This window comes from Shewanella japonica, from assembly GCF_002075795.1.
GTDB classification, from domain to species: domain Bacteria; phylum Pseudomonadota; class Gammaproteobacteria; order Enterobacterales; family Shewanellaceae; genus Shewanella; species Shewanella japonica.
In genome coordinates this window covers 3,369,522-3,388,984 of the sequence record NZ_CP020472.1, presented here as the reverse complement: position 1 = coordinate 3,388,984, position 19,463 = coordinate 3,369,522, and the positions used below count along the sequence as shown (strand labels likewise).

Annotated in this window: 15 protein-coding genes, 1 pseudogene and 1 riboswitch; of the genes and pseudogenes, 7 read left to right on the top strand and 9 right to left on the bottom strand. The window is 40.9% G+C overall.

Annotated features, from left to right (window positions below):
• Nucleotides 1-185: 185 nt before the first annotated feature.
• The 5 genes from SJ2017_RS14580 to SJ2017_RS14560 all read right to left on the bottom strand — a co-directional run bounded on the left by SJ2017_RS14580 (nucleotide 186) and on the right by SJ2017_RS14560 (nucleotide 4,543).
• Complete coding sequence (locus tag SJ2017_RS14580) at nucleotides 186-1,901, bottom strand: proline--tRNA ligase (RefSeq protein ID WP_080916212.1); 1,716 nt, start codon at nucleotides 1,899-1,901, stop codon at nucleotides 186-188.
• Between the two features lie 201 nt (nucleotides 1,902-2,102).
• Nucleotides 2,103-2,717 (bottom strand): acyltransferase, encoded by a 615-nt coding sequence (locus SJ2017_RS14575; protein WP_080916211.1) that lies wholly within the window; start codon nucleotides 2,715-2,717, stop codon nucleotides 2,103-2,105.
• A 126-nt stretch (nucleotides 2,718-2,843) separates the two neighbouring features.
• Nucleotides 2,844-3,581 carry a tRNA (N6-threonylcarbamoyladenosine(37)-N6)-methyltransferase TrmO gene (tsaA, locus tag SJ2017_RS14570; protein WP_080916210.1) on the bottom strand — a complete coding sequence of 246 codons (738 nt, stop codon included), beginning with the start codon at nucleotides 3,579-3,581 and terminating at the stop codon, nucleotides 2,844-2,846.
• A 23-nt stretch (nucleotides 3,582-3,604) separates the two neighbouring features.
• Complete coding sequence (gene rcsF / locus SJ2017_RS14565; RefSeq protein WP_055026051.1) at nucleotides 3,605-4,000, bottom strand: Rcs stress response system protein RcsF; 396 nt, start codon at nucleotides 3,998-4,000, stop codon at nucleotides 3,605-3,607.
• 138 nt (nucleotides 4,001-4,138) lie between these two features.
• Nucleotides 4,139-4,543: an H-NS histone family protein gene (locus tag SJ2017_RS14560; protein WP_055026052.1), complete on the bottom strand. Its 405-nt coding sequence runs from the start codon at nucleotides 4,541-4,543 to the stop codon at nucleotides 4,139-4,141.
• 449 nt (nucleotides 4,544-4,992) lie between these two features.
• Here SJ2017_RS14560 and SJ2017_RS14555 point away from each other — a divergent pair, with 449 nt between their 5' ends.
• The 3 genes from SJ2017_RS14555 (at nucleotide 4,993) to SJ2017_RS14545 (ending at nucleotide 8,930) form a co-directional block, all read left to right on the top strand.
• Nucleotides 4,993-5,742 carry an electron transfer flavoprotein subunit beta/FixA family protein gene (locus SJ2017_RS14555; protein WP_055026053.1) on the top strand — a complete coding sequence of 250 codons (750 nt, stop codon included), beginning with the start codon at nucleotides 4,993-4,995 and terminating at the stop codon, nucleotides 5,740-5,742.
• Between the two features lie 2 nt (nucleotides 5,743-5,744).
• Nucleotides 5,745-6,668 (top strand): electron transfer flavoprotein subunit alpha/FixB family protein, encoded by a 924-nt coding sequence (locus tag SJ2017_RS14550; protein ID WP_055026054.1) that lies wholly within the window; start codon nucleotides 5,745-5,747, stop codon nucleotides 6,666-6,668.
• 408 nt (nucleotides 6,669-7,076) lie between these two features.
• Nucleotides 7,077-7,297: riboswitch (Lysine riboswitch) on the top strand.
• 76 nt (nucleotides 7,298-7,373) lie between these two features.
• Nucleotides 7,374-8,930: a Na+/H+ antiporter NhaC family protein gene (locus SJ2017_RS14545; RefSeq protein ID WP_080916209.1), complete on the top strand. Its 1,557-nt coding sequence runs from the start codon at nucleotides 7,374-7,376 to the stop codon at nucleotides 8,928-8,930.
• 137 nt (nucleotides 8,931-9,067) lie between these two features.
• On the opposite strand, the pseudogene SJ2017_RS14540 reads toward SJ2017_RS14545, so the two are convergent.
• Nucleotides 9,068-11,203: pseudogene (locus SJ2017_RS14540) on the bottom strand (M3 family metallopeptidase).
• Between the two features lie 410 nt (nucleotides 11,204-11,613).
• On the opposite strand from SJ2017_RS14540, the gene SJ2017_RS14535 reads away from it, so the two are divergent.
• On the top strand, nucleotides 11,614-12,192 hold the full coding sequence (locus tag SJ2017_RS14535) for a thymidine kinase (protein ID WP_080916208.1): 579 nt from the start codon (nucleotides 11,614-11,616) through the stop codon (nucleotides 12,190-12,192).
• A gap of 90 nt (nucleotides 12,193-12,282) precedes the next feature.
• On the opposite strand, the gene SJ2017_RS14530 is transcribed toward SJ2017_RS14535, so the two are convergent.
• The gene (locus SJ2017_RS14530) at nucleotides 12,283-14,073 is read right to left on the bottom strand and encodes an acyl-CoA dehydrogenase C-terminal domain-containing protein (protein ID WP_080916207.1); all 1,791 of its coding nucleotides are present in this window, start codon (nucleotides 14,071-14,073) and stop codon (nucleotides 12,283-12,285) included.
• A gap of 217 nt (nucleotides 14,074-14,290) precedes the next feature.
• Nucleotides 14,291-15,181: an alpha/beta fold hydrolase gene (locus SJ2017_RS14525; protein ID WP_080916206.1), complete on the bottom strand. Its 891-nt coding sequence runs from the start codon at nucleotides 15,179-15,181 to the stop codon at nucleotides 14,291-14,293.
• Nucleotides 15,182-15,443: 262 nt separating this feature from the next.
• Between SJ2017_RS14525 and SJ2017_RS14520 the strand changes: the two genes are divergently transcribed.
• Nucleotides 15,444-16,001, top strand: a complete 558-nt coding sequence (locus SJ2017_RS14520; protein WP_080916205.1) for a TlpA family protein disulfide reductase — start codon at nucleotides 15,444-15,446, stop codon at nucleotides 15,999-16,001.
• A gap of 94 nt (nucleotides 16,002-16,095) precedes the next feature.
• On the opposite strand, the gene SJ2017_RS14515 is transcribed toward SJ2017_RS14520, so the two are convergent.
• Nucleotides 16,096-17,460, bottom strand: a complete 1,365-nt coding sequence (locus tag SJ2017_RS14515; protein ID WP_080916204.1) for a coproporphyrinogen III oxidase family protein — start codon at nucleotides 17,458-17,460, stop codon at nucleotides 16,096-16,098.
• A 482-nt stretch (nucleotides 17,461-17,942) separates the two neighbouring features.
• Between SJ2017_RS14515 and SJ2017_RS14510 the strand changes: the two genes are divergently transcribed.
• Together SJ2017_RS14510 and SJ2017_RS14505 are read left to right on the top strand one after the other, a co-directional pair.
• The gene (locus tag SJ2017_RS14510; protein ID WP_080916203.1) at nucleotides 17,943-18,434 is read left to right on the top strand and encodes a DUF1097 domain-containing protein; all 492 of its coding nucleotides are present in this window, start codon (nucleotides 17,943-17,945) and stop codon (nucleotides 18,432-18,434) included.
• A gap of 332 nt (nucleotides 18,435-18,766) precedes the next feature.
• On the top strand, nucleotides 18,767-19,216 hold the full coding sequence (locus SJ2017_RS14505) for a hypothetical protein (protein ID WP_055026061.1): 450 nt from the start codon (nucleotides 18,767-18,769) through the stop codon (nucleotides 19,214-19,216).
• Nucleotides 19,217-19,463 lie beyond the last annotated feature (247 nt).

Here is a 19,463-nt window from a genome sequence, read left to right as displayed (position 1 = left end):
TTATCTCCTTATTGTGTTTAACATCATGATATCAGTATGGTTAATATTATCTGGTTAGACGAGTTAATGAAGGTTTTTTTACACCATCGTATAAATTTTTAGCAAAAAAAACGCACCCTAAGGTGCGTTTAATGTCTTTCACTGAGGCAGGTTTTAGCTAGCCTAGTGAAGGTTTGAGTAAAGGTTTAGCCTTTAATAGATGACTTAATGAAGTCAACGATTTGGTCAAAAGGAATTTCTTGCTTTTCACCAGTGCGGCGATTTTTATATTCAAATACACCCGCGTCGATATTACGGTCACCAATTACGACAACGTGAGGTAGACCAATTAGCTCCATGTCATTGAACATGACACCTGGGCGCTCTTTACGATCGTCCAGTAAGATTTCAATGCCTTCAGCACTCAAATCTTTGTATAACTGCTCTGCCATTTCTTTTACACGATGCGATTTGTGCATGTTCATCGGTAAAATACCCACAGTGAATGGGGCAAGGGTCGCTGGCAACATCATGCCTCGGTCGTCGTGGTTTTGCTCAATTGCTGCAGCAACAATACGACTGACACCGATACCATAACACCCCATCAGCATTTCTTTTGCTTTACCGTTTTCATCAAGTACGGTTGCACCCATGGCTTCTGAGTAATTGGTTCCAAGTTGGAAGATGTGACCCACTTCGATACCACGAGCAAACTCGTAAGTACCTTTACCGTCAGGCGTAGGCTCACCTTCAACAACATTGCGAAGATCCATCGCTTGCGCCATTGGTAAGTCACGTTCCCAGTTGATACCAAAATGATGTTTTCCATCTTGGTTGGCACCCGCTGCAAAATCGCTCATTACAGCAACATCTTTGTCAATGATAACTGGCATTGTTAAGCCTACAGGGCCTAAAGAGCCAGTGCTTGCGCCAATGGCATCTTTGATTTCTGCGTCAGTTGCAAACTCAAGTGGTGCAGCAACAAGTTCGTGCTTATCAGCTTTTAATTCATTGAGCTCATGATCGCCACGTACGATTAGCGCTACAAGGGGCGCTTCTTCAGTCGCACCTTTAACAATCAATGTTTTCACTGTTTTAGTGATTTCAACGTCAAATTGTTCAACTAACTCGGCAATCGTTTTAGCATTTGGCGTATCAACTAAAGTCATTTCTTGAGTTGGTGCGGCTAACGTTGTTGTAGGCTCAGCTGTTTCTGCTTTCTCGATATTGGCTGCGTAATCACTGCCGTTTGAGTAAGCAATTAAATCTTCGCCGCTATTTGCAAGTACATGGAATTCGTGTGAAGCACTGCCGCCAATTGAGCCTGTATCTGCGATAACAGGACGGAAAGCTAACCCCATACGCTCAAAAATTTTACTGTATGCATTATGCATTTGTGCGTAGGTGTTATCTAAACACTCTTGGCTTAAATGGAATGTGTAAGCATCTTTCATCAAGAACTCACGAGCACGCATCACACCAAAACGAGGACGAACCTCATCACGGAATTTTGTTTGAACTTGATATAAGTTCAATGGTAATTGCTTATAAGAGCTAACTTCTTTACGTACAAGGTCGGTAATGACTTCTTCATGAGTTGGACCTAATACGAAGTCGCGATTGTGGCGATCTTGAAAGCGGAGCAATTCTGGACCGAATTTTTCCCAGCGACCAGTTTCAGCCCATAAATCGGCAGGCTGAACTAGGGGCATTAAGATTTCAACAGCACCAGCATTATTCATTTCTTCACGAACAATCGCCTCAACTTTACGCAATACGCGTAATCCGCTGGGCAGCCATGAATAAAGGCCTGATGCATTACGGCGGATAAAACCTGCACGTAACATTAATTGATGACTGATCACTTCTGCATTTGCAGGAGTTTCTTTTTGTGTTGAAAGCAGGTAATTGCTAACTCGCATTCCCAATGTCCACTTAGTAGCTATTAATGGGCGACATTTTAGCACTTGCAACGATGTTGTCACCAGATAATTAACAACATCTTGGCTTTAATATATGGAACAAGGGCATTGAAATAATTAAACCAATAAGACGCTGGTTTAACATCGCTATGTTAGCAAGGAAAATTGAACGACATGGCGTTATTGTGCAGCACTTTTTAACTACTTATCGCGCCTATCGCCGATTATTTTAGCAGGGTTTCCTGCAACAATAGCGAACTCCGGGACATCTTTGGTGACAATGCTGCCCATACCTACAATGGCTTGATTACCAATAGTGACACCATCAACAATACCAGCTTGTGCTCCAATCCAAACATCATCACCAATAGTGATCCCTTTAGCTGTAACAGCTTGTTGGTAAATAGGGTTATCGACGGACATCCCGTGATTAAATGCGTAAATAGTCACGTTATTTGCTATGCGGGTCTTATTGCCGATCGTGATCCCTACTTTTCCGCCATCAAATGAACAGCCGTGGTTAATCGCGACCTCATTACCCAGTGTAATAGGGCCGTGGAGGAACACATCAGCTGCAATCATACATTGGTTACCTATATGAATGTCACGTCCACGTTCTGCAAAAAGGTTGGCTTCAGGAGCGATAAAACTGTGCTCACCAATATGAATAGTTTCAACTTGGGTTAAATGTTGTTGGATCTCGTCTTGCCAAGGCTTTGCCCAGACTAAGTGTTTTTCTTTTAACGAAAAATAAAGCCAAGGCATCCAAGATAGGCGTTTTTTATGCTGAGTTTGATAATCAGGTTTATTATTCATTATTAAGCCTAAGATTAAGTTAACGAAATTATTATTAAGACCGTTAGATTTAAAACATTGTTAGATAAATCAATTCGCCTAAAAATGGGTGAAAATGACATAGTTAATCGAAAAGCTAAGTTTATTTTAACATACGCTAGTCGGTTTAATTTCAATCACCTCAATCGTTTTATCATTAACTCGCCAAAATACATCTATATCAAATAAAGCAACTTGATAAATTTTAAGATCAACTTTGGCTTTTTTATATGCAGGCCTCGGGTCTTGCGCTAAAACATCCGTAATTACTTGTTGTAAATGCGATATATCAAGCGCTTTAGAGTGAGCCAAAACTTGTGTTTCAGCTAATGATGAATATTGAACCTCTATTAATTCTGGTGCTGATTGAGCAATGCCCCCAGTTGCATTATCAATGGCGTCAGAAAATGGAATATAGGGTTTTATGTCAATGATTGGTGTGCCATCTAATAAATCCATTCCAGATATTTCTAGGCAGATTTTACCGTTGCGTCTAACAACTGAATGTAATTTAACTACAGATTGGCCAATGCCATTTGGTCTAAAAGTAGAGCGGGTAGCAAATACGCCTAGCTTTTCATTTCCGCCTAGTCGAGGAGGTCTAACGGTGTTTTTCCAGCCTTGTGCTAAGTTTTCATGAAAACAAAAAAGTAGCCAAAGGTGTGAATATTGTTCAATACCCCTGACGGCATCGAGTTGGTTAAATTTGGGGGTTAACTCAACCCAGCCTTTGACATTAACTAGGCCAGGTTGCCTAGGAATACCAAACTTTTGTTTATATGGCGTGCGACAAATTGCAACCGCTTCAATATCAGATTGAAACGGCTGGTCAGAATGAGTAGTCATGAATTAAATATATAGTAAAAAGGTTATTGCACATTGTGCATTTTAATTGCTTGGCCGACGCAGAATGCTTGGGTAAAGCAAGTTTCTGTTGGTTGTTCTGTTAATAGACACTTCTTAACGATAAGTCCATTAGCACCCAGTTCATTGGCCTTTTTACGGGCTTGTGTGCGTGCATCGGCGACATTAGCGGGTACGCCAGTTTCCGTTTCTTGGCAAGACTCGCCTTCAACTAGGGCAACAATATCAAATGCGCCAGTTGGACGTTCACCGTCTTTAAATAGTTCAACGCTTGTTGGCTTGAAATACTCATCTATGGCTTTACTGTCTAAATTACTATTAAAAGTATAATCACTTGCGCAGCCTGATAATAAAAAGCTTGATACTAGTGCGAAAGACATCATTGGACGAGAAACATTCATAATACAGGCCTAATTGAGTGGTGTGCTGCGAAGGGGTTAGTTTACATGGCTTATGGCGTCGAGGAAATACTGTTTACTCATCCTAGATAACAAAAAAGCTTACCGAAGTAAGCTTTTTATCATATCGTAGATTAAGACTTATTCCATACCTGGAATTAAGAAGTCTTCCATTGTTTTACCATTATCTACTTGGTTTTTAAATACAGTTGGCATGCGGCCTTGACCAGTCCATTGAATTAATTCGCCATCAACTTCAATTTGATATTTAGCAGGGCGTGGGGCACGCTTTTTAGGTGCAGGCTTTGCTGTTACTTCACCTAAATCTTCAATTGATAAACCGCTATTTTCAATTTGAGCTAATATTTCAGCAATGCGGGCATTACGCTCAGCATTGGCTTCTAATTCAGCTTTTTCGTCTTCTTCTCTTTCTGTAATGATTTTTTCAAGCTTAGTAGAAAGTTCACGTAATTCATCTAGTGATAACTCTTTTACAGCAGCTTTAAAACGACGACCATGTGTCAAAATTTCTAAAAAGTCACTCATATCAATGTGCATCCTAATGATTTTAATTAATAAGTATCTCAAGTAATTCTGTGATGATTAAATAATACCTATCAATACTCTAAATTGGTTAATTGTTATCAAACTAGAGTGTAAATTGATGCGACTATTTAAATTGTTAAAACAAAAAAAGATAGTAAAAAAGCACGGTTACTTGAATTGCTCTTAATAATAGAAAGTAAATTTGATTGGATCAAATAAAAAAACCTTTAAATAGGCAAATTTTAATTAAAAAGCGTTAATTAAGTCTAAAAGTAATATTTTATTTGCATATATAAGTTATTTATCAGCAGTCTCTTAACTAAAAATTATATAAACAAGTGTTTGACTTTGGTTGACGTTAACGTTAACAGGACGTAAAGTTATGCCATATTGCATTGGCTGAAGCCAATGTGCCATCCACATACATTGAAGGTGTAGAAGGAAATCCCATGAAAGTATTGGTGCCTGTAAAGCGCGTAGTCGATGCCAATGTGAAAGTCAGAGTAAAAGCTGATAACACAGATGTTGATACTGCTAATTTGAAAATGGCCTTGAACCCATTTTGTGAAATCGCGGTAGAAGAAGCCGTTAGACTAAAAGAAGCGGGAAGTGTCACAGAAGTTGTAGTGGTGAGTATTGGTGCCAAATCAGTACAAGAGCAGTTACGTACTTCAATGGCTTTGGGTGCTGACCGTGCCATTCATGTGACGACTGATGAAGATTTAGTGCCGTTATCAATTGCTAAAATTTTAAAAGCGGTTCAAGAAAAAGAACAAGCTGATGTGATTATTTTTGGTAAGCAATCAATTGATGGCGACAATAACCAGACAGGCCAAATGCTTGCTGCTTTAACTGATATGCCACAAGCAACATTTGCTTCTGAATTAACATTAACTGCTGACAGTGCTGAAGTGACTCGTGAAGTTGATGGTGGGTTACAAACATTAAAAATGCCGTTACCAGCTGTGGTGACTGCGGACTTACGCTTAAATGAGCCTCGCTATGCTTCATTACCTAATATTATGAAAGCAAAGCGTAAACCACTTGAAACCTTATCTATTGATGACTTGGGTGTAAGCCTTAAAGCACATCAAAATGTGATTAAAGTGACGCCACCTGCAGAACGTCAAGCAGGTGTCATGGTGAGTTCGGTGGCTGAACTTGTTGAAAAGTTAAAAAATGAAGCGAAGGTGATCTAATTATGGCTATTTTAGTATTAGCAGAACACGATAACGCAAGTTTAAAATTAGACACGGCCAAAGTCGTTAGTGCAGCAACCGCAATTGGCGGCGATGTCCATGTGCTTGTTGCTGGTAGTCATGTTGGTGCTGTGGTTGCATCTGCACAAGCACTATCGGGTGTGAGTAAAGTCCTTGTAGCTGACAATGCTGCTTATGAAGCGCAAATGGCTGAAAACCTTTCTAAGTTAATTGTTAATGTCGCCAGTGATTACGATTACGTGCTAGCTGCAGCAAGCAGTGTAGGTAAAGATACACTTCCTTGTGTGGCAGCATTATTAGATGTTGCGCAAATTTCTGAAGTCGTAGATGTGGTGAGTGCTGACACATTTGTACGTCCTATTTATGCAGGTTCTGCATTGGCGACAGTACAAAGCTTAGATGACAAAAAAGTGATGACGGTTCGTACCAGTGCATTTGATGCTGCAGGCAACGATGGCAGTGCTGAAGCGGTTAACATTGATTTTGTTGCAGAAGCTAAGACTGTTTTTGTTTCGCAAACTCTCACAGAATCTGAGCGCCCTGAATTAGGCAGCGCTGGAGTGATTGTTTCTGGTGGTCGTGGCATGGGTAGCGGTGAGAACTTTGCTATTCTAGAAGCATTAGCTGACAAGCTAACCGCTGCCGTTGGCGCTTCACGTGCCGCTGTTGATGCTGGTTATGTTCCTAACGATTTGCAAGTCGGTCAAACAGGTAAAATTGTTGCTCCTGATCTGTATATCGCTGTCGGTATATCTGGCGCCATTCAACACTTAGCGGGTATGAAAGACTCTAAAGTGATTGTGGCTATCAATAAAGATCCTGAAGCGCCAATTTTCCAAGTGGCTGATTATGGACTTGAAGCTGACTTATTTGATGCGATTCCAGAGTTAACTCAATCTTTGTAATTATAAACTGATTGTAGAAAAAGGTTTTTGTCTTTTAGGCAAAAACCTTTTTTTTGGGTCGCAGTTTATGGCGTGATTATTCGATAGTTTGTTTTAGTGTCAGTGCGCATTAAATGACATTGTTTTTCAGCTTTATCATTGCTAAACCTATTGAACGATATAAATACACCTGAATTAATTCAATAATCAGATTTTTTAAGCATATTAATCTCACTGTCGTTAATTGATGGATAATTCTTCGCTTGCTAACAATTCGTTACGGTGTCGATATCGTGTTGTGTTGTTTTTTGATTGTGATGTTATTTCTCACAAGATAAGCTAGTTTTATCTGGTAATTAACCTCGTGCTTATGTTTGTATGGTCTTGTGTCGCGGCAGTGAGCTTTTATAAAGCATTTAAACTGTCGTATACATAAGTAGAGGCGCATCAAATATCAGTATGGTTAAGTTGGTTGATACCAATAACTTAATTTGAAAGGATTTGGTGCCGAAGTGAATCGGTACGATCAATACCATTTGCTGGGGCAGTTTCCGAAAGGGGCTGCACTGTCATAGTAATTTTTATCCGTGAGGATAAAACAATGGATATCGATGTTGATATCGATATTACTGTGGAGTGCTACTGAAAAGATTCTTGTCTTCGCTTTATGCGATGTCTTGCCTTATCAGTTATCCTCCATTCGTACTCAACGAAGAAAATATATAAATGATGATAACAAGTTATGCCGATTCGGCACTCTCTCTTTTGCCTCCTGTTGTGGCAATTGTATTAGCAGTAGTTACACGCAAAGTACTTCTTTCATTAGGTTTAGGTATTATTGCTGGCGTGATATTGCTGACTGATTTCTCTTTTACTGGAGCTGCAAGCCACTTAGTGAGTACTGTCACCAGTTTAGTGTGGGATGACGGCGCACTCAATGCCTGGAATTTACAAATTATTGGCTTCTTGGTTGTATTGGGGGTGATCACCGCTTTAATTACCGTGAGTGGTTCAGCACGTGCGTTTGCTGATTGGGCACACCAACGTATTCGCAATAAACGTGACGCCAAACTCATGACCATGTTCTTAGGTTGTGTGGTATTTATCGACGATTACTTCAACAGTATCGTGGTTGGCTCAATCGCACGTCCTATTACTGATCGCTACCATATTTCACGTGCAAAACTGGCCTACTTGTTAGATTCAACCGCTGCGCCAGTTTGTGTTATCTCTCCAGTCTCAAGCTGGGGCGCATACATTATTGCCCTAATTGGCGGTATCTTAACGGCACATGGTTTTGCTGATACCGGCCATTTAAGCGTGTTTTTACAAATGGTGCCGATGAACTTTTATGCCATTTTTGCGCTATTACTTTTATTGTGTGTTGCTATCTTTGGTTTAGACATTGGCCCAATGCGCCAACATGAGCGTAATGCGCAAAAAGGCGAACTCTTTGACGAAAGCAAAGGGTTACCTCCAGGCGCCACCGCTGATTTACCAGAAGCTGATACAGGTAAAATCATGGGGTTATTCCTGCCGATTTTTGTGCTTGTGGCGGCAACTATTTACTTTATGGTTTCAACCGGTGCTGATGCGCTGGCGGGTGAAGGTTTACCATTTAGTGTTTTAGGTGCATTTGAAAACACTGAAGTCAGCGAATCATTATTTTACGGCTCATTAGTGGGTCTAGTGGTGACGATTGCATTAACCATGCAGCAAAAAATTAGCACCAGCATGATGTTTACTGGAATCAAAGTTGGCGCTAAGTCAATGTTGCCAGCTATTTATATCTTGTTATTTGCTTGGACAATTGCGTCAGTGATTGGCGAGCTTGAAACGGGTAAATATATGGCGAGCTTGGCAACGGGTAATATTCCATTTGCATTGCTGCCTGCAGTGCTATTTTTATTAGCTGGTTTAACCGCATTTTCAACCGGCACTAGCTGGGGCACATTTGGTATTATGTTACCAATCGCTGCCGATATGGCGATGGGCAGTGATAGCACTATGATGTTACCAATGCTTGCCGCGGTGCTTTCTGGTGCGGTATTTGGAGACCATTGTTCACCGATTTCTGATACCACTATCTTGTCTTCGACAGGAGCGAGCTGTCACCATCTTGACCACGTTATGACACAATTGCCTTACGCGATAATCGTAGCGGTTATCAGTATTGTGGGTTATACCGTGCTTGGTTTCTCTGGTTCTGTTGCGATGGGCTTTATTACGTGTTCTGTATTGTTCGTATTAGCAATCTTAGGACTAAAAATAGCCACTAAGTAGTCCTAAGCACTTGGATTTAGTTTGTGACTTAATATGAGCTCGACTTGTTAAAGTCAGATCCCAGTTTAGGCTAAAATCTAACAATAAAAATGCCACTCAATTGAGTGGCATTTTTTTGCTCGTTAACCAGAGCTAAGTTACTTTAAGCCACGGCGCTCTAATAAGCCGTCAGTGGTAGGCGCTTGGCCTCTAAAGTTTTGATAGGCTTCCATTGGCGGCACGCTATTGCCGACTTCACGGATAGTTTTTCTAAACTTCATACCGATTTCTCGATTCAGCCCGCCTTGAGTTTGCACATAAGCAAAGGCATCAGCAGCAAGAATTTCACTCCACATGTATGCATAGTAGCTAGCTGAATATCCCCCAGGGAAGGCATGAGCAAAGTAAGTTGAGCGGTAACGAGGTGGTACTGCTGGTAAGTCGACACCATGTTTTTTAAGCGCAGCAGCTTCAAAGCTTTCAACATTTTGCAGCGGCGCGTCAGCATCCAGTGCATGCCACTCTAGATCAAGTAGCGCAGCTGACATGTATTCTAAGGTGTCAAAGCCTTGGTTAAAGCTTCGAGAAGCTAATAGCTTTTGCAGTAAATCGTCAGGAATAGGTTTGCCTGTATCGTAGTGTTTAGCGTAGTTTGCAAGTACTTTAGGATGCGCAGCCCAGTCCTCTTCAAAAGTTGAAGGGAATTCAACGAAATCACGAGATACAGCAGTACCTGCTAAAGATGGGTATTTCACTTTAGAGAACATACCGTGAGTACCGTGGCCCATTTCATGGAACATGGTCGTCGCTTCATCGTAGCTCACAAAGGTTGGCTGGCCTTCTGGCGCCTTTTTAATGTTCATGACATTTACGACGACAGGTTTTTGATTTAATAACTCAGATTGACCGACAAACGAGCTCATCCACGCACCACCACGTTTACCTTCACGAGCAAAGTAGTCTGCATAGAAGATAGCCATGCTACTGCCATCTTCATCAAACATCTCGTAAGCTTTTACGTCTGGGTGATAAACCGGTAAGTCTGGACGTGGCTTTAATGTAACACCGTACAATGCTTCTAGGGTAAAGAATACGCCATCTTCTAAAACACGATTGAACTCAAAGTAAGGTTTGATAGACGCTGAGTCGAGGTCATATTTTTCCTTACGGACTAACTCTGCGTAATATGCCCAGTCCCATGGTGCTAGGGTAAAGTTACCGCCAGTTTTATCTATCATGGCTTGTATATCAGCGGCTTCTTTTTGAGTGTTTTCCACCACAGATGGCACCATTGAGCCAAACATGTCGTAAACCGCTTCGGGTGTTTTAGCCATCTGCGGTGCTAAACGGTAATCAGACCAAGTGTCAAAGCCAAGTAGTTTGGCTTTTTTAGCACGAAGCTGCGCTAAACGAGCGACTAATGAAGCGGTTTCGTTGTCACCCGTTAAGCCACGGTTTGCTGACGCTTCCCAAACTTGCTGACGCAACTCACGGTTATCTAATTGAGCTAAAACCGGTTGGCGTGTGGTATTGGTGATATTGAGTAGATATTGGCCTTTAAGTCCTGCCGCTTCAGCATCTGCTTTTGCTGCTGCAATAGCGGATTGTGATAACCCCGCCAGTTGGGCTTCATCGTCTACTTTTACTGCAATTTCCTTGCTGAGTCTTAACAGTCGTTGTGCAAACTCATTGGTGAGTGTTGATTGCTCTTCATTTAATTCACGAATCTTTTGTTTTTCCGCTTCAGTTAGTTTGGCGCCAGCGAGCACAAATCGCTGATGATAAACCTCTACTAAACGAACTTCTTCTGCAGTTAACGAGCTGTTATTGCGAGTATCATAAATTGCTTGAATACGGCTGAATAACTGCGGATTTAAATTAATATTGTCTGAATGTGCCGCCATCTTAGGCGCCATTATGCCTTGTACTTTACGTAATTCAGGGTTGCTGTTTGAGCCGGTTAAGTTATAGAAAATACTCGAGGTGCGAGTGAGTAATGCACCGCTTTTTTCCATAGCGACAATGGTATTTTCAAATGTCGGTGAGGCAGGGTTAGCAGCAATTTTGAGGATTTCTTGATGGTGCTGTTCAATTCCCAGCTCAAGCGCTGGCTGAAAATGCTCATTGTTAAGCTAACTAAAGTCAGGTGCTTGGTACTGGAGTACGCTTGCTTGCATCAATGGATTTTGAGATTGCACTTGAGCGCCCTGAGTGGTGTTTTCTGTTTGAGTATGACTACAACCACTTAATGCGAGTGTTGCAGCAATCGCGGCAGCGACAATTGTTTTATGCATTGTGTTTCTACTTCCTTAATTATAATTGTTTATGCAATTTATCAATTGTTTCTTAATCGTATATGAAGATTTTGTCGTTTCGTGATGCCTGTATATGTTGTGCTGGTAGTGAGCTTGAAAACTGTGATCTAATTTATTGCAAAATGTAAATTATGTTAATAGATGCTTGTTTGGAATACATTCTTTTCATCAGTCATGCTTTGGCTTTGTGCGATATTCTCTTGAGAAACGGATAAGGAGGAGGGCGAGTTAACCATCAAAAGGGAAAGCAAATTAACTGTGATGATAAAGGGGATTCATCATCAAGGAATAGTGCTAGCAAGTTCACGCTATTTAATCCTCACATGCCTTATCTCTAAATCGATTCAATGGTAGACTAACCTCGATTATAACAATAAGGATCTTCTGTTTTGGCACAACTCTATTTCTATTATTCGGCAATGAATGCCGGCAAATCAACTTCGCTTCTCCAATCATCTTATAACTACCGTGAACGTGGCATGAATACGCTTGTTATGACAGCGTCAATTGATGACAGATACGGTGTTGGAAAAGTGGCGTCTAGAATAGGGGTTGAAACAGATGCTCAAGTATTTGGAGCAAACGATAATTTATCGACCATGATTGAAGCTGAGCTTGAATCTCAGCAATTACACTGCATTTTAATTGATGAGTCCCAGTTTTTAAGTAAAGAACAAGTGAAGCAATTAACTCATGTGGTGGATAATCTTGATATCCCAGTATTGTGTTACGGCCTGAAAACGGATTTCCAAGGGGAGTTGTTCAGCGGTAGTCAATATCTACTCGCTTGGGCAGATAAATTGGTTGAGTTAAAAACCATTTGTCACTGTGGTCGCAAAGCCAATATGGTCGTTCGCCTTGATGGTAATGGAAAACCTATGCGTGAAGGTGAGCAGGTTGCTATTGGTGGTAATGAAAGCTACGAGTCAGTGTGTCGTAAGCATTTTAGAGAATTTATCTGGGATTAGTCATTAAAGGTTATTTCCAGAAATACAAAAACAGCGCCTAAAGGCGCTGTTTTTTATATAGCTTACATAGATATCTTGTATTAAGTCTGACTAAAAATCGGCTTCATCAAAGGTTGCAATTTGCGCGCTGCTCATTTCGACTTGCTTGCGTAAACTGCGCGTTTGGCATCCCCAATATCGCATATAAAACTCGGCTGTATTTAACTTAGCTTGATAAAAATCAGACTCATCTGTACCTGCATCAAGGGCGGCAATTGAAGTCGCTGCAATTCGTGCCCACATCCATGCAAGGGCACTAATGCCAAATAACTGCATATATGGCATTGAGGCTGCACCAATCATATCGGGATTTTTAGCCGCTGACTGTGCAATAAAGCCGGTGGCTTTTTCTAAATCCGTGGCTGCATCCATTAACCCTGCAAGGTAAGGTTTCATCGCGTCATTATTACTATGCTCACCAATAAAGCCTTTAACCATATCTGACCATAATGTCAGTGTTGCGCCTTTATCTGATAATAATTTACGACCAACAAGATCGAGTGCTTGTACGCCATTTGTGCCTTCATAAATCATCGCAATTCGAATATCACGTACAAATTGCTCCATACCCCATTCATTAATATAGCCGTGTCCGCCATAAATCTGCTGAGCATCAACACAAGCTTTAAAGCCTTGATCGGTCACAAACCCTTTTACGATTGGCGTAAAAAGGGCTGCAAGCGCTGCCGCTTGTTTAGCTTTTACAGGATCGCTGTGTCGCTCAGCTTGATCAAGCCATAAAGCCTGTTGGCCCATTAATGCACGCGTTCCTTCATTGAATGACTTTTGAGATAACAACATACGACGCACATCACCGTGAACCAAAATCGAGTCTGCAGCTTGTTGTGGCTGTTTAACTCCAGAAAGGGCTCGGCCTTGAATGCGCTCTTTGGCATAAACCAGCGCATTTTGATAAGCGATGTCAGATACGCCTAAGCCCTGAATACCAACGCCAAGGCGAGCTTGGTTCATCATAGTAAACATGGCTTTTAGACCTTGATGAGGTTCGCCAACCAACTCTCCTACAGCGCCATCAAACACCATGACACAGGTTGAGTTACCATGAATCCCCATTTTGTGCTCTAACGCACTGGCACATAACTGATTGGCTTCACCTAAGCTACCGTCATTGTTTACATGAAATTTTGGCACCGCGAACAATGAAATACCTTTCACCCCTTCTGGTGCATCAGGCAGCTTGGCCAAAACTAAATGGACAATGTTTTCAGCTAAGTCATGATCCCCTGATGAAATGAAAATTTTCTCGCCACTGATTGCAAATTTGCCATCAGCAACGGGGGTTGCTTTAGTACGAAGAAGGGCAAGATCGGTTCCAGCATGGGATTCAGTTAAGTTCATGGTTCCAGTCCATTCACCACTGACTAATTTTGCTAAATATTTTTGTTTCAGTGCATCGCTTCCATGGACATGGATGGCTGAATAAGCGCCATGGGTTAACCCAGGATACATGGCAAAAGCCATATTGGTGGCGGTTTTCATTTCGGTGGCAAAGGTGCCAATGACTTCAGGTAAGCCTTGACCGCCATATTCAGGATCGCAGGTGAGCGTAGCCCAGCCATCATCAATGTATTGTTGGTAAGCCTCTTTAAAACCTTTAGGCGTAATGACGTTGCCATCTTTAAGTTGGCATCCTTCAAGATCGCCAGAGGCATTTAAAGGTAACATGATGTCGGTGGTGAAATCGGCGATGCCTTGCAAAATAGCGTCGGTTAGCTCTGGGTCTATTTCATCAAAGCCTGCGAGTTCGGTTTGATCATAGATAGATAGCAGCTCAGATAGGATAAATTGGTAATCACGCAGTGGGGCTTGATAAATCGGCATAATACGGTCCTTTGTTTTTTGCGTTTTTTCGCACCATAGTTGTGGTTGTTGAGTTGTCGTGGTTGTTATTAATATTGAATTAGTTTTTCAGCGACTGGTTATAAAGTAGTCTACTTTAGCGAACTTTGAGTAAAAACTCAGTTAATTTTAGCGGTAATAATTTGTGTTGCTTGAGCGCCATTATCCTTCATTCATTGCTTGGTTTTATTGACGCAAATTAACCAATAATTTGGTGGCGCTGCCAGAATGCCATTGCATGCTTCAATACTAGGCTTGGCGCTTCTAGTTGAGGGTAATGACCAATATCATGCAGGCTGATAGCATCTGGAGTATCAATCAGAGCTTCATATCGCTCAAGCATATCTTGGCCAGAAATAGGATCATCTAGCCCATTAATGAAGCGCATCGGCGTTGGGTTATCAATAAGCGCATTGACCCAACGGTCACGATTCACCTTTCGCTCTTTCATGTATTGAATAAGCTTATGAAACACTCGCTCACCTTGATGATGTTTAATCAATTGCCAATGTTTTTGTAGTTCGCTTTCTGAAATGTTGATTGTGCAAATGGTATCAAAGTTACGTTTAAATGCTTTGAATCCCATTCCTTTAGCGACTAAAAAGCCGAGTGGGCTTAATAACAATCTTTGGATAAGAATTGGGTGAATCACTTCAGGAAAAATACCGCCGTTTAATAACACTGTGCTCAGCATTCGATAATTGGGTTGATTGAGCTGTTGCCTCGCCAGTAACTCTTGTGTGACTGTGTTGCCATAATCATGAGACAAAATATGCACATTATTTATCTTGAGTGACGCGAGTAGTTGCTCGATTAAATTGGCTTGAGCGGCGAACGAATAGTGAAATTGGGTGGGTTTATCTGATAATCCAAAGCCAATCATATCTAAGGTAATGACATGAAACTGAGCGCTGAGACTTTGCCATATAGGCTGCCAATCATAACTGCTGGTGGGAAAGCCATGGATCAGTAATAACGCGGGATTATTAGTATCTCCTGCATGTTTTACGAAAATAGAATAGTCAGCTTCTTTTGCAAAAGAAAATTGCTGAAAATAGCTATCTTGTTGCCAGTCAGTCAATGTCGGCATGTGAACTCCATTTACCTTTTATGCCAAGTTAACCTGATTAGACCAGTTTGTAAAATGGCTGATGACTTGGATAAACGAACATGATTTCTGTGACAAGTTCAGTTAAAAATGAATAGCGATGAAAGCAATAAGCGGGTAGCTCGGTCTGTATATAGGTGCTCAAGCAAGGCCGAATTAAAGGCCGAATTTAAGAGAGCGTTTAAGACAGAATTTAGATGACTTTTGCGTTAAATCATTCTTAATATTTCCGAGGTTTGTCTGTATGAATGTGATTGATATTCACCATAACGGTGACCATATAAAACTCGCCAAATGGCTACTATTCGCTGCGGCAGTTATACAAGGTGTTTTATTGTCATCGCTAGCATGGGGCGCTGATGAGCAAGGTGATAAAGGGTATCAATTTCCCAAAGCCGCCGATTTTTCGCTGTTTGATGCTAATGGTAAACAATGGTCACTTGAATCGACTGCTGGCAAGCCCGTTGTTATTCACTTTTGGGCGACTTGGTGTCCTTACTGCAAAAAGCTGCAACCTGGTTTAGAAAGATTACGGCAAACTTATCAAGATACTGATTTAGAGATGGTAGCGATTAGTTTTCGTGAAGATAAGGGCGCACAACCGCAGAGTGTGTTAAAAAGTCGAGGGATAGAGATGCAAACGCTGATAAACGGTGACAGTGTGGCCGACTTATATGGCGTTAAAGGTACACCAACTACCGTATTTGTAAATCGAAGTGGGGAAGTGGTGTGGGTGACACAAGTGTCCGACCCTGACTCGCCTAAACTAGCTCAAGCCATAGAATATATCCTTACGCCGTAATACCGTTTAGTTATCCTTTTATAAGCTAATAAAGTCGTAGCAAATTTAAGGGATGTTTGCTCTGCGACTTAAATAGTAAGCCGCAGAGCCTGTATTAAACGATAATGCCTGAATCTGTTTTTGTTTCATTAGCGATGCTGTTATTAGCAGATGCTTCGCTGTCAGATTTCATTGATAAGGGCAGTTCTCTTGCTTGTTCACGTAAGAAGTCCATCCCAGCTAAAAAGCCTGAGAACATTTTCAAACCAATAAATTGACCTGCCGGTGTGGTCACATAGTTACTGCCTTGTTTATTCAGTGCGCCTGCTGAAATCAAATAACTCATCTCAAGTGGGAACGCTTGCCACAATGTTTTACCTGTATGTGCTTTAAATTGGGCGTTATCCAATAGTCCATGCCCCATCATCATCATTAAATGATGTTGTAATAATGCTTTGTTATCTAATGGTTTGGTGTAGCTGGTTCCGGTTTGATTAGATTGGATACGCTCAATATAGTCAGGGATATCAAAACTTGAGATCCTGAACTGCTCGCCAAAACGCCCGAAAGCACCAGAGCCAACACCGAAACAATCTTCGCCATCTAATACATACTTATTTTCAACGGGTTGGCCAAAGTTACGACTGAAAGTCCATGGGAACTCCATAATATACCGCTCAGCCAGTGCTTCTTTTACCGCTAAAAATTGTGGCCAAAGTTCTTCGGGTTGGCCAGCAAGGCAACCCGCTTTTTTACGGTTTTGACCAATGCCTACGGTAAGCGGATAAGTGGTGATTTGATCTGGGCTGAGACGAATTGTTTGGGCTAAATCATTGGCTACAGTCTCTGGGGTCTGCATTTTAAAGCCGTACATCATATCGAGATTAACCGTTGGTATTACTTCAATTGCACGGCTAACGTATTCGGCTTGTTGTAATCCACTACCAAATTTTTCAAATCGACCACTGGCCTTTAAAATCTTGTCATCAAAGCTCTGCACCCCGATAGACATGCGATCCACTAAGCCTTTAAGTAAATGCGGATTACCTTCTTTAAAGTATATCGGATCGCTCTCGCAAGAGACTTCTCTTATCGTGGTAATAGATTTAATCAGTTCGATAGTTTTGATTAATTCATCTTCTAAAATCGTGGTCGTGCCGCCGCCAATATACACTCGATTAAATCGGTATCCTTGTGCAATTACTGTGCGAATTTCTTGTCTTAGGGCTTTAAAATAAGTTTTAGCGACGCCTTCATTAAACTTAATTTTGTGGAACGAGCAAAATCGACACAATGTATGACAAAAAGGAATGTGAATGTATAAGGTCTCAATCGGTTTTTCTGGTACCGCTAATTGCTGAATTCCATCTAAAGGCACTGCATCTTTAAGACTTAGCGATTGTTTGATGGTGTGTCCCATGACCCAGTCAAGACTATTTGTCGCAAGATTTAATCTTGAGTTTGATAGGTAGTTTTTCATAGGCGTTCCTCAAATTATTGTCATGAGTATTGGTTTTGTTGAGTCCAATAAGGCAGCTTTGCTGTTGATGACTTGTTGAATATCAGACTAGAGGAGTCAAAGAATAGAAAATGATAGCTCTCGCAAGAAAATACAATTAGCTACATAAACTCGGTGTTCTTGTAGTAAAAATTTGAACGGTATCACTTAAATAATTCGTTTATGAATGGTTTTAGCTTGTTTGGAAGTGACAAGTGTTATGGTTTTTGTCGATAGATTTACAGATTTACTTCATTGAGGAGGATAAAAATCCTTAACAATAAGTGCATCTTGAATTAGTAATATTTAATGTATTAGCGGCTTTATCGCTTTGGTTGACTGTTTTTTGCTCATTAATCTGTTCTAGATCACTTTTGTTTCATCGCTAAATAGCGTAGATTACGTGTCGATTGTATTATTTTATAAACTCTACGTTTTATTTTGGCGACACTCGAGGGGACAATATGGAACATCGTTGGCAAATAGCAATATCAGCAGGTCTACTCGCAGCGCTATGGGCTGGGGTTGCCGATGTTTTCCAGTTAGTGACTTGGGTTGGTTTTTTAAGCTGTAGCACTTTTTTTGCTCAAACAGAAACTGGCCTTAAAGGCATGCTGATGGCTATGAGTACGAATCTGTCAGGTGTTTTTTGGGGTTGGCTTATTATCTCGGGGAGTGGGTTCTTTATTTCACCGATTGTAGGTTACGCATTTACCGGTGTTGCCACTGCAGCGATGTGTTTACAGGCGAGTTATCAAAAACTGGCGTTTATCCCAGGTGCGTTTATTGGCTGCTGTATTACATTTGCATTAGGCGCTGATTTAGCAGCTATTTTACCGCCATTATTATTGGGCGCCATGCTGGGTTACAGCATGAGTTTATTGACCAATCAACTTATTAGCATCACACCGAAAATTCAGGGATTATTTACTGCAGCCCCCGCTAACGATGCTTAATTAACAACTCTTTTTATGTAAGTCTAAAGTGATACGTTTTTGAGCGGTGAAAACCCGCTCTTCGGGCGGTGTTTTACTTTATATACGTTAAATGTACTTCGAGAACCATTTCTATTTATTTTTTATGTGCGGTTTTTATCCTTTAATCTCAGTTGTTTGTATAACTTTAGACTGACTTGTTTCTTTATGCTCTTTTATATTCACCGCTAATGAACTGATAACTTTCAGGTTTATATTTTTCCTGCTTTTATAACCCTTTCGACTATACTCTTAAAGCTTAATTTGGTTAAAAAACGACCAGTAAATTAAGTTAACAATTAGGAGTGAACGACATGAACAAGACCTTAATAATTGCATTATGTGTTTTATTTAGTAGTTCTGTATTTTCAAAGGATAGATTAGAAGTATATGAAGATTACGATCTCGGCAGCGAAATCATGATGATGACCACGGTAAAAGTGGATCCCAATATGGGAGATATTTACTTAGCGGGTTTACGCAGTAGCTGGGTTAAAGCAGTTAATATTCAAAAGGAGCTTGGCTTTATTAAAGATTGGAAAATATACGGCAGCGATCTGGCAACCAGTGGTGACTTTAATATGTTGCTGGTGGTGACCTTTGACAATGCAGCTGATATTGAACCCAATAAGGAGAAGTACAAACAATTTATGCAGAAATGGAGTGATTCGGATGAAAAAATGTCTAACGAAATCTCTGCCAAATACCCCGAAGTGAGAACCTTAACAGGGGAGTATAGAATGCGAGAAATTATCTTGAAGTAAGATAATCGGGACTTGTTCATGATTTACTGACGAGTTTGAATAGGTTCCGACCCGGATGCTACTTTGGCATCTATGCTTCATATACGCCTTAATTTTATTGTGTGTTAGTTTTGCCCAGCATTGAAACACTTGATGCAAAATTGCTATAAAATCGTTATGTATACTGGCGCTTTACTCGCGTTATTTGTTTAAAAATGTCCCAATGTTACTCGTCAAATTTACTCTTAAAAGCAAACTCGCTAGGATG